This window comes from Chlamydiota bacterium (assembly GCA_016178055.1).
In the GTDB taxonomy this organism is placed as follows: Bacteria; Auribacterota; JACPWU01; order JACPWU01; family JACPWU01; genus JACOUC01.
On record JACOUC010000062.1, the window covers coordinates 16,282 to 27,183 of the forward strand.

10 protein-coding genes are annotated in these 10,902 nt (G+C 39.9%); 1 reads left to right on the top strand and 9 read right to left on the bottom strand.

Features of this window, described 5'->3' with window-relative positions; all coding sequences use genetic code 11:
* Nucleotides 1–10 precede the first annotated feature (10 nt).
* The 9 genes from HYS07_09240 to HYS07_09280 all read right to left on the bottom strand — a co-directional run bounded on the left by HYS07_09240 (nucleotide 11) and on the right by HYS07_09280 (nucleotide 10,360).
* Complete coding sequence (locus HYS07_09240; GenBank protein MBI1871361.1) at nucleotides 11–511, bottom strand: type II secretion system protein GspG; 501 nt, start codon at nucleotides 509–511, stop codon at nucleotides 11–13.
* Between the two features lie 203 nt (nucleotides 512–714).
* Nucleotides 715–1,191 (bottom strand): hypothetical protein, encoded by a 477-nt coding sequence (locus HYS07_09245; protein MBI1871362.1) that lies wholly within the window; start codon nucleotides 1,189–1,191, stop codon nucleotides 715–717.
* A gap of 181 nt (nucleotides 1,192–1,372) precedes the next feature.
* Nucleotides 1,373–2,659: an outer membrane beta-barrel protein gene (locus HYS07_09250; GenBank protein MBI1871363.1), complete on the bottom strand. Its 1,287-nt coding sequence runs from the start codon at nucleotides 2,657–2,659 to the stop codon at nucleotides 1,373–1,375.
* 182 nt (nucleotides 2,660–2,841) lie between these two features.
* Nucleotides 2,842–3,618, bottom strand: a complete 777-nt coding sequence (locus tag HYS07_09255) for a hypothetical protein (protein MBI1871364.1) — start codon at nucleotides 3,616–3,618, stop codon at nucleotides 2,842–2,844.
* Nucleotides 3,619–3,643: 25 nt separating this feature from the next.
* A complete protein-coding gene (locus tag HYS07_09260; GenBank protein ID MBI1871365.1) occupies nucleotides 3,644–4,183 on the bottom strand; it encodes a hypothetical protein in 540 nt (179 codons plus the stop codon).
* Nucleotides 4,184–4,267: 84 nt separating this feature from the next.
* Nucleotides 4,268–7,966, bottom strand: coding sequence for a hypothetical protein (locus tag HYS07_09265; GenBank protein ID MBI1871366.1), 3,699 nt, complete (start codon nucleotides 7,964–7,966; stop codon nucleotides 4,268–4,270).
* A 168-nt stretch (nucleotides 7,967–8,134) separates the two neighbouring features.
* Nucleotides 8,135–8,944: a DUF108 domain-containing protein gene (locus tag HYS07_09270; protein ID MBI1871367.1), complete on the bottom strand. Its 810-nt coding sequence runs from the start codon at nucleotides 8,942–8,944 to the stop codon at nucleotides 8,135–8,137.
* Between the two features lie 189 nt (nucleotides 8,945–9,133).
* Nucleotides 9,134–9,496, bottom strand: a complete 363-nt coding sequence (locus tag HYS07_09275; protein ID MBI1871368.1) for an aspartate 1-decarboxylase — start codon at nucleotides 9,494–9,496, stop codon at nucleotides 9,134–9,136.
* 24 nt (nucleotides 9,497–9,520) lie between these two features.
* Nucleotides 9,521–10,360, bottom strand: coding sequence for a pantoate--beta-alanine ligase (locus tag HYS07_09280; GenBank protein MBI1871369.1), 840 nt, complete (start codon nucleotides 10,358–10,360; stop codon nucleotides 9,521–9,523).
* A 263-nt stretch (nucleotides 10,361–10,623) separates the two neighbouring features.
* On the opposite strand from HYS07_09280, the gene HYS07_09285 reads away from it, so the two are divergent.
* Nucleotides 10,624–10,902: hypothetical protein (locus HYS07_09285; GenBank protein ID MBI1871370.1), on the top strand; the 279-nt coding region annotated here is incomplete at its 3' end.

Sequence of the window (10,902 nt, forward strand, 5' to 3'; positions counted from 1 at the left end):
CCAAATCCCATTACCGGTTCTGACTCCAATTGGTGATATTATCTGCATCATCACCCGTTGTACTCGTCATCCAACTTCCCGTGACATGACGATCAGGACCTGCCGAAGCAATATCAGCAAAATTAGGCTGGTTTGTACCTGGCATATCATAGCGATAAGCCATATTCCAGGAATCACAGAAATTCCCATCGATTATTCTTTCAGGAGGGAAATGCATAAATTGATCGGTTGAATTTTCTAACGCGCTCCTGGGGACCGACTGGCCTGAACCAGCGTTGGGGTAAACACCGTATTTTGATTTATAACCTTCTAAGGCCATCTCAAGCTTTGCAATATCGGTTTGAGTTTGGTGAATTCTCATTTTTTCAAAAGAAGTCTTTGCTGTAGGTAAACTCATCGCAAGAATGATTCCTACAATAACGACTACGACTAACATTTCAGTAATGGTAAATCCACATGGACCGCTTTTATCAAAGCTTTTATAATCATTTCTATATTCTGAAATTCTCAAAACAAACCTCCCTACCCCCCAATCTTTTCTCTCCCATTTCTATTTCTATTTTAACCTAAAATTGATTATGAGAACTAGTCCATAGTCCACGGTCTACAGTCCATAGAAATAAATAATTCCTTTAAAACTATCGACCGTCGACTGTTGACTCTATTTTGACATATTAACTTTGGAAGCAAGTAGTTACAAATTAAAAACACTCATCATGCTGGTTTCACTAAAGAGTTAGTATCTTTGATGGGAATAAGGCGCTTTGAACCTACAAAGAGAGTCAATTCTGTTAAATCTAAATTAGAAAAGGAGCTAAATGCTTGGTAGTTTTTCGTAATATAATACGCAATATCCTTAATCCCAACATCTTCCATGTTAGACATTTCGATAAAATCTTGTAAACAATGGTCTGTTAATGGGGTTAAATAAGAATCATTTTTTAATAACTCATTGGCCTGAAAAGTGTTATGAATTGGCGAAGCTTTAAACTTCCTTAAGGCCTCATCCACTGTAAAAATTGTTTGAAGAAAAGATTCGAATTTACCCGTTCCTTTATGAACGGTAACCTTTTCAACTGTAGTCCAATCCGTCTCTTGTTGACCTAGCACTTCTCCCGCAGAAGCCTCCCCACAAAGAGCCACGGTTAATAAATTAACAACCACCCATATCATTCGAATTCGTTTTAACATTTTTGATACTTCTCCTCACCTTATATAGACAAAAATTTCCATTAAAAGTTAAAAAGAAAATTAAAAATTTAACTCCTTGGAGAGTAATAGGTTATGAAAAACACCAAAATGGTTAGAGTCATTAGTAGGCGGAAGAGAAAGATCATAAAGTACTTAACTTATCTTATATCAATAAGTTACATTAAAAATAGGCTTTGATACCCCAATGAATGATGTGGTCTTGCAGATCTTCTCTATCAAAATCTGTGTCCCGCTCTTGAAAATTATATCCAACCTCAACGCTCAGCCAGCTAAAAAGCGTCCGCCGAAGATCGACAGAAGCACTGTAAAGTTCCGTTTCCTGATCCCCGGTAACAAAGGTAACCAAAAGATCCCCATCGTCAAAAGTCTGGCGCTCGTAGCTCCCTTTTAAGATGAGAACCGTCTTAGGCATAAGATAGTGTTGAAGAATGAGAGAGAACCGTCGCGTTGTATATTGAGTAAACTCTGACCGAGAAGATTCTTGTAAGCCATAACTTCCATTGAAGATGAAGGTGGTATATCGAGAAAAAGTGGAAGTAATAGATCCTGCTATATCCACATTCTCATCATCGGGAGAATGATCAAAATCTTTGTCATCATAAGTAACTTTAAGATCTACATTAAAAAGATTAGGAATTTTTTTACGTATTCCACCCGAGTACAAATTACTAAAAGAATCCTTTAAGGAATTCTCATTAAAATTGACATCTCTAAAGGCATAGCCCCCGATTAAAAAAAGACTTGGAGTCACTTCAAATTCCCAGTTGGTTAAAAAGCCTTGCCCTTCCCGATCCACGTCATCGTCTAGGGCTGAATTATCAATGTCGATTTTGTCGAATTGGTAAGAGATATCCGAAACCCATTTCTCCGTCCATCGATACTTGACCTGAGGTTGAGTTGATATAATGTCGTATCCCAATTGAAGAATTCGATCTCCGAATACTGTCGGGACAAGACTTTCTTCGGTCATATCAAAATTGCCTCGAGCCCCCAAGGCCAGACGCTCATTGGGGGTCAAAAATCCTAAAGCAGACACACTGTTAGAGATTGTGAATTCGTCTAAATCAGCATAGTAGTTATACCGCCCGATCCACTCCGTTTCAATGTATCCCAAGTCATTGCTAAAGTGAAGGGTCACATCCGGATTAATCAAAGTAATAAAATCATCATTTTCACCCGATTCATCTAGGAGAATATTGCTGTCCCACTGTTCTGAAAGACCCAGGGTCGTGTTAAAATGTTTTTTGTAAAAATTTTTAAAATCACCAGACGATTTTCCCGTTTTCTTTTCACTTGAAACAGGCCTTTCTTCAGGTTCTTGAGCTGTTTCTTGAGTTGATTCTGAAATTTGAACAACCTCGCCTGGAAGTTCTTGACGTCTCTCTTCTCCTCTTAATATAGAAACTGAAATTAGGAAGAGTCCTAATATAAAAAACTTCTTAATCATATCCCCCCTCTTTTTAACTCCAAAAATTAAAATCTAAAATGTAAGGCTCTAATGATAGCAAAAAAATAGCAAAAAGGAGATTTTTTCTAGATTTTATAGATACAGAGAAAAATACCTCTTACATTGGCGAGAAGTACTTAAAAAATGCTACTTCATTTGAAGTGGAATATCCCCTTTTAAATTTAACTACCTTTCCCACTTTTATTTCCCAATTTATCACTGATTTTATCAGCGATGGTGCCAGATCCAACTCCACTACCACTACTACCTCCACTACCACTACTACCTCCACTACCACTGTCATTTCCACTGCTTTGGACAGTGCTCACAACCGTGCTCACAACACTTCCACTTCCAACACCAGAACTACTCCCTCCACCACTTCCTGAACCTGCACCTCCCCCTCCACCTAATTCTCCTGATTTTAGGTCAGAAATTAAATTTTTAAGAGCCTGACCTCTTTCTGAATCAGGATTATTTAGATCAAAAGCAGAAACACCTTCTCCTAGAACAGCCTTAAATGCTCCAGGAGTAAGTTCCGTTCCACTCCCTAGCTCTTGAATCATTTGTCTGGCAATCTCATTATGTTCAATAACATTTTGATTAAGATAAAGACTATTAAGGTCCAAAGAACCATTATGAGACATCGGATTCCTGATGAAGGCCTCCAGGTATATATCTCTATTGACGCCGATTTGACGTCCCATTGGAGGAAAAGTCGGATCACCAGGGGATCTTCCAAGAAAATTTTCAAAAACTTGACGTAGGACCCGTTTAAAAGTTTTGGCATCAGTTCCGCGGTGCAAAAGCTGGTCCAACTCTAACTGAGCGATAAAGGGAGCAAGCGTTGGATTATGTTTTAAATCATCGCGAAAAGACAATCGATCGTCAGAAAATCCATAGAAGGCAAATGCAAACATCAAGAAAAGTGCCAAAACACTTTTAAAGTTTGTTTTCATTGTTGTAATACCCTTTCTCCCCCATTTACAAACCATGCCGAAGAGACGTCAGAAATTTCTGAATATGCAGATGATGCTTTAAGGCGTGCTCCCCCAGTTTGGCATGATAGTGAGCACCAAAGGGACATTCGGGAATCTCTCCTGCAAAATACCGCTTATCTTGAAAAAGCTGGTCCAATGTTTCCCACTCATCATCTTTGTCATATTGATCCGCCCACGCCTCATTGATGGCCTTGACCACCTTATCGCAAAATTGGACACCCGTTTTATAGACCTCTCGCTCCTGTCCAGAAAGCCTTGACATCACCACAATGTAATCTTCCTCTTTTAAGGATTCACGCGTTTTCCATCCCTTGAGTGGGCTAATCCCAAAAAGTTCTAAAATATTCACATAATCATTGGTGAGGGGAGCTGGAGGTAAATAACTCTGGAGATTCAGCACATTCACCAGTTGAACCGCAAACTGCCCCTGAGTAATGCCATATGTTTGGTCAGCAGAATTAACAGTTTTTGCAAAACTGATTGTCACGAACCCCATTAAAAAAAGCTTTGTTATTTTTCTCACGTCTATTTTCTCCTTATAACATTTTCAAATATGATAAAACTTAACCTCTACTTCTGCAAGGGAGAATACACCTTCCCCATTTTTTTATTGATTCACTCCTCCTTGCTGCTGAGATAAATTTGCATTTGAAGATGCCTCAGAAGTAGTAGAAGGGGCTTGATTTCGAATCACCGATTGCGATTTTTGAATTCTGGGATTAATAAAATTTTCAATTGATAAAAAGGCGGGTTCCCCCATGACAATAATGGGATGAACCTCTTTCCAGGTTAATTCTTCAACCGAAATATTTTTCCCAAGACGAAGGAGCTCCTCAGCCATTTCTCTTTTAACCCCTATAGACTGATTCAAAATCATGCGATCAAAAATTTCCCTTTCCCTGGGACCTAAATCTTTCACTTGTTGATAAGTCTTGATCCACTTACGAACGGCAAGGGCCCGCTCGGTATAGGCATCGAGATCGGCCTTCCCACCCATTTTTTGGGAGAGAAGATCTAGTCCATGAGACATTTCCATTTGAACATCTTTAAAATCTTCATAAAGTTTCCCTTTCATCAAAGAGGTCTCTCTTAAAAGATTCATGATCCCCTCAAACTCTTGATCTTTTAAAATGATTCCACTTAAATAAAACTGATTTCTGACATAACCTCGGGCTAACCACAATGATAGATGAATAAAGGGGGCCTGGGTCAACCACTCTCCTATTCTTTGAATACGATCCTTTTGCCCTCCCTCAAAATAAATCTCGCGTAATCTCTGATGAAGAAAGGATGCCGTTTGATCTTGTAAAACGCCCGTGCTTTGAAGAATGGAACCCCGGCTAAATGGTACTATTCCTTTTCCAACCGTTCCAGCCTCACTCATTTTCTTCATTAAATTTTGCCTTAAAGTTTCAAGACTTTCAAAGATGCGGGCCTTTGAGAGGGAAAGAACACCCTCGGGCGCCCAAAATTCCAACTGAGAGGACGTTAAATAAGAACGCATCCATACCGCATAGAAAAGACGTCGAAGCTGGTTCCACGAAGCGCCGTTGATCGTGGGAAGATTTTCTAAGAAACTCTCGCGAAATTGACGAAGGGACTGAAGAGCGGGTTCATAAATCTCACGCCACTTTTCCTGTTGAAGTGTTTGACGAACCCTTTCAGACAAAGGAACGAATCCTTTCTTGATTTTGCCTAGGCCCTCGGGAAGAGCAGCAATAAGGGGCCGAGCGGCTCTCTTAACCTGCTTCAAAGAAAGAGGTCCTTGAGCACCTGGCCACTCGATCGTTTCACGTAAAAAGGGAATAGAAATTTTTGAATGGGTTAATAAATCATAAAATTGAACTCTCATTTCAAATAGGGTCTTTCCAATTTCTTCTTCAACCCCATATTCAAGCACAGAACGCCCGAAAGAATCCTGACGAAGAATGATCACCCGTTCTTCTCCCTCCGTCAGCATTCCCTCTGTACGCATCTGGGGGCGAGAAAGTTCCTGCTTCATCGGAGGAACCGATCGAACCAAGATTGGCAAGGCCTTCAACTCCCTAATCTGTTCCTCAGGGATATAAGGGAGATTACGTTTAAGGGAAACCAGTTCAATCGCATTCAAAATTTCAAAATCAAAAAGGCGTTCGAGTTGACTGGAAGAACGACGAATCGAATTTAATATTCCTGGAAGCCCCAATGATTCTCCCGTTAAGAAAGAAAGAGGATGAATTCCATTGGTGCGATTAAAATCATGCGTTGCATCCGTATAATTAGCGGGAAAAAATTCTTCGAGAGAGGAGACAGAATGGGAAAGATCCCGCGTTGTGACACTGAGAATAGCCCCTGTCGTAGGATCGAGCGTCGTCGTCTCTTCGCTTAAGGTCCATGACTGGGTTTCCCTTGATTTCACGTTCTGAACAAGATTTTGGAGAATGACAATCTTTTGATGCGTAGAGGTTGTTGGAGAATCAACTGTTTTGTCGATGGATTCCTGAAATTGAGTCAAAAGACCGTGAACATCTAACGTTTGTACCGTTACAATTCTCTCGGTGGTTGTTTCACTCCCTTGCTTTTTCACAATCACATCGGTGAATTGAAGGGGAGTATTAAAATCAAAATCCATTTTTTGAATGGTTCGTGTGAGCGTTTCCGTGATGGACGCCCCGTCTTCGGTGTACTGGGCCTTTTGAGTAAAATCTAAAAGGACCCAGGGCCGGGTCGAATCATAACGATTCGCCGTGAAAGTGATTTGAGAACAGCCAGAAAATCCATCGACACATAGCGTTTCATCATAACTTTCAATGCGATCTAAAATATCATATTTGACCGTTCGATCTTGAGTCAGCTTGAGAAAATCTCCCGTTTCTGTTTTAGCAGTTTGATTTTGTTTAAAATGGACATATCGACCTAAAATATCCACATCTCCGGATCTGGTTGCATCAAATTCAAGAATTTGTCGAACGCCATTGACATCCCCGGTTAATTTATAATGGGTTAAAGTCTCAAAATTATCATAGGACATATCAAAAATTCGCTCTTTAAATTTTTCACGACTCGTGTCCCCTACCGATTGAGGAAGTTCCCCTTTTTCAAAATCATCGGCGTAGTTACGAGAAAAATCACGGACGCCCGAACGATTAATCTCAGTGATTAAAATGTCTTTGCCATCCCCAAGCGTTCCATCTTTATCTTGATCGGTAGAATTTGTAGTGACTGGACGGGTTGTATAAAGAAAAGATTCTGTCACCTTGCTTGCCATACCTGGAATCAGTGCGTTCTGTTCTATTTTTTCCTGCTCTCTCACCTGACCTTTAAAGTCTCCACTCGTCAAATATTGAATGTTTGAAACTTCCTCGCGTTCAATTTCACCTGAAGCGAGAGTGGTCTCTTTAAAATAGGAGCGATAGGCATTTTTAAGGCAATCAGGACACTCACTTCCATCATAAAAATCATGGGCTTTAAAATAGGTGGTCGTCCTGACATCTTTATTTTCAGATTCAGAAACCTCTTCATTTAAAGTGGATCTTAATTCATTTGTGCGATACTGATGGCGAACGAATTCTTTTAAGATCGCTGGCTTGTAGCTCTTAAATTCAAAGGCCCTATCCACAAAATAATTCATATAGCCTGCATCAAAGGGGCGAATTCCAGCTTCTCGAGCGACACGGTCAATATCCGCTTGAAGAAGGCCCTCTTCTGATTGTAGATAAGGATTAACCCCTTTGGGACCTACTTTGAAATCAAGCAACAAATCATCCGACATCCTTTTGGTCCGATCTGGGACTCCAACATAGGCGACTGGAACCCCCATAAAATAATGGGTTACAGGGGTCACTTCTCGGCCTCCAATGTTCACTGTTTTTTCATGAACATAGTAATGTCCCGCCGCAGAAATTTTAGCACTCTCTTCTTGGGCACTTTCTTGTAGGGCAATTCGAGTCAAATCTAAATTGAGTTGATTGAGTTCAAGGGCTTCTTTCAGGGACTCTGGAATTTGCTCTAATTTCTTGTTAACAGCAGATTGATTGGCCTGAAGCCCTGATCTTTTCACCATGTTAGTTAATCTGGCACTAGAGCGATTACGCAAATTTTCCGACATTTGCATATCTGCTTCAAGCTTCTCTTCATAAGCCGTTTGTTGTCTTGCTTGAGGAACCGATTTTTCAGAATGATCGGTTAAACGCCCGGTTCGATAGTCATTCGGCTCACGATCATAACCCAGAGCCCACAAATGATCACAGAAGATAAGAACAAAAGAAATCAGGGATGAAAATACTTGATAGCATAGAAATTTGACTATTTTTCTGGATCTCGACATAGGCCATACCTCACTTTACGGGCTTAAGTTGATAGAGTGAACTTCCCCGAATAAGCGAGCCACCGCTTGTCTCATTACAAGTTAACATCTGAAGGGGGGACTGTCAAGAAACGTACGAAGATAAAAAAGGATGCTAAGTACTTATTAATAAACAAGTTAAAACTTTAATTACGTTCCAATTTCAACTCCGTAAAGAATTTTTTCAAGGGTAGCAAGGGTAGAAAAAATAGCCAATTGACTGGTTTTAGGATTTTTCCTGGAGGGTTCATTCTGCACAATGAGAGAGGCCTGACCAAATTCACCCTCAATGGCAATTTCATGAATATTTTTCTTAAGATGACGCGAAGTAATGATTTTAACACGTGTCCTCTCAGGCCCCAGTCCCACCAAACTTAAAGTCGCAGCGACATTGATATTTTGGGGAAAGGCCTTAATGGCATCAGAGGCTTTCCCTTCAAAAATGACCTTTTCCCCTAAAATAGACTCTAAATCAATTTTTGACTCTTCTAGAAAAGGCGCCCCTTTTAAGGCTTCAATGGGTTTTCGGGTTGTGATTTCCACCGAGTAAATTTTTCCTACATTGGCTGCCTTCAAAAGATCAACTCCGCCAATGGCCCCCGAAGGAACGTATAATCGAATCCCATGTGAACGAACCCGCTCCAGCAAATCTGGCAAAAGGAAAAGGCCCCCGACACTGAGGACTAAAATATCTCTTTTAAGTAAAATAGCCTGTTCAAGTAAATCCGGAACAACATCACCGGCCGCAGATTCAATCACTAAATCAGACTGTTCGACACACTCCAATAAACCCAAAAGAGGAATTTTAACTCCCAGGGTATGATCAAACACCTCTTTTCGTTCAGGTCGAACTTCACTGACCGCGACCAATTCAGCAACCTCGTTAAACTGATGAAGAAGGGCTAAAGCCACTTGTGTCCCAATTGTGCCACACCCAATGATAGATATACGTTTTTTCATGATCACGTCCATGCCCATGAGGGCACCTGATGAAAATTAAAATCAAAATCCAAAAATCAAAATGCAAAATGACAACCCAAAAATCAAAATTTTTGAACGCAATGGCATTAGAAACATTTTTGATTTTAATCTGTCATTTTGATTTTTGATGTTTGATTTTTGGATTTTCATTATTGCGCCTCTCTCGACTCATCTTGACCACTTATCAATTAACTTATTCTTCTCATCCACTAAAATGACCTTAGGTTGATAAGATTTTAATTTTTCTTCCTCAATTTGTGCATAAGAAATAATCAAAACCTTATCACCCACATAACCCCAACGGGCCATCCCTCCGTTCATTCCAATCACTCCAGAATTTTTCTTTCCTTCAATAACGTAAGTTTCCATTCTTGCCCCATTATTCAAGTTGACCACATGAACTTTTTCAAAGGGAAGAATATCCGAAGCCTTTAAAAGCATCTCATCAATGGTAATGCTTCCATTATAATGGAGATTACATTCTGTCACGGTCGCACCATGAATTTTGGATTTCAACATTGTTCGCATCATCTGAACCTCATTTTCACTTTTCACTTAAATGATCAAGTTATCAATCAGTCGTGTTTTTCCAATATAGATAGCCAAAGCAATTAAAACCTTCCCTTCAATGGTTTTCACTTTTTCTAGAGTTTGAGCATCCACAATTTCCACATAATCCACTTTAGCCAACGGCTTCGCACGAATGACTTTCTTAATTTTTTGAATAATCTTGCTTGAATTTTTTTCCCCTCCCTTAGCCATTATCTTTGCAAGAAAGAGCGCCTCATTTAAGGCAAGAGCTTGTTCACGTTCCTCAGGCGATAAATGAATATTTCGAGAGCTATACGCCAACCCATCTCGATCCCGAAGAATAGAAGCCACTTTAATCTCAATATCCCACGATAAATCTCGAACCATTCTTTGAATAATGATTGCCTGCTGAGCATCTTTTTGCCCAAAAAGTGCAATATGGGGCTTCACAATATTAAAGAGTTTCGCGACAACGGTTGTTACTCCTCGGAAGTGACCTGGACGAGATTGACCACAAAGATCTTTCGACAAATTTTCCTCAACAATATAAGTTGAAAAATCTTTCGAGTACATTTGTTTTTCTGACGGGCAAAACACAATATCGACATGATGATTTTGGGCTTGATGAAGATCTCGTCTCATACTTTTAGGATAGTTTTTTAAATCCATCGGATCAGAGAATTGAATAGGATTTAAGAAAATACTCAAGATCACCATATCGCCCTTTTTTCTCGCCCGATGAATCAAGCTAAAATGTCCCTCATGAAGGGCCCCTAAAGTGGGAACAAACGCAAGCGTTTTCCCCTTCTTTCGAAGGTCTTCACTCAAACGCTGCATCTGATGAATATCGCGAATGACTTTCATAAGAAAATAGTCTTGGCATCTTGCCCTTATTTTACTTGAAGTTGTCGGAAAATGAGTATAAAATTTGAACCTAACAATTATTTACCTAAAACCTGCGTGAAAAATAGCATTTTTCACGCAGGTTTTAGGTAAATAATTCTATTTTGATAGCACTTGTTGTCATGCCCTCCAGTATAACAAAGCCGTAAAAGAGGGTCACGAATAAAACAAAAACCCTTGGTTATTTCTTCCAAAGCGGCGTAGAATGGGCACTTCGAGGGAGTATGAATCCGACTTTGTCCCAAACCGATCGAATGTCTAAAGAAGTCCGCGAGGGCGTTTCTTCCACAGATCTTCAAGAAAAATTTGAGAAAGACACCCAAGATCTCTTTCTTAAACGCATACGACTCTGTTGTTCCATTGCAATTCTTCTCATCTCCTTGTTTGAGATATTAGATTTTGCAATGGTTCCTCAGAAACTAAAATTGTTTCTCATTCTTAGACTCACAAGCGATGGCGTTCTGGCGATTCTTTGGGCGTGTTCTTATATTCATTTCGTCAAG

Excerpts from the sequence above, each read along its gene's own strand:
- HYS07_09245 (MBI1871362.1), bottom strand. The coding sequence starts at position 1,191 with ATGTTAAAACGAATTCGAATGATATGGGTGGTTGTTAATTTATTAACC.
- HYS07_09250 (MBI1871363.1), bottom strand. The coding sequence starts at position 2,659 with ATGATTAAGAAGTTTTTTATATTAGGACTCTTCCTAATTTCAGTTTCT.
- HYS07_09255 (MBI1871364.1), bottom strand. The coding sequence starts at position 3,618 with ATGAAAACAAACTTTAAAAGTGTTTTGGCACTTTTCTTGATGTTTGCA.
- HYS07_09265 (MBI1871366.1), bottom strand. The coding sequence starts at position 7,966 with ATGTCGAGATCCAGAAAAATAGTCAAATTTCTATGCTATCAAGTATTT.
- HYS07_09270 (MBI1871367.1), bottom strand. The coding sequence starts at position 8,944 with ATGAAAAAACGTATATCTATCATTGGGTGTGGCACAATTGGGACACAA.
- HYS07_09275 (MBI1871368.1), bottom strand. The coding sequence starts at position 9,496 with ATGATGCGAACAATGTTGAAATCCAAAATTCATGGTGCGACCGTGACA.
- HYS07_09280 (MBI1871369.1), bottom strand. The coding sequence starts at position 10,360 with ATGAAAGTCATTCGCGATATTCATCAGATGCAGCGTTTGAGTGAAGAC.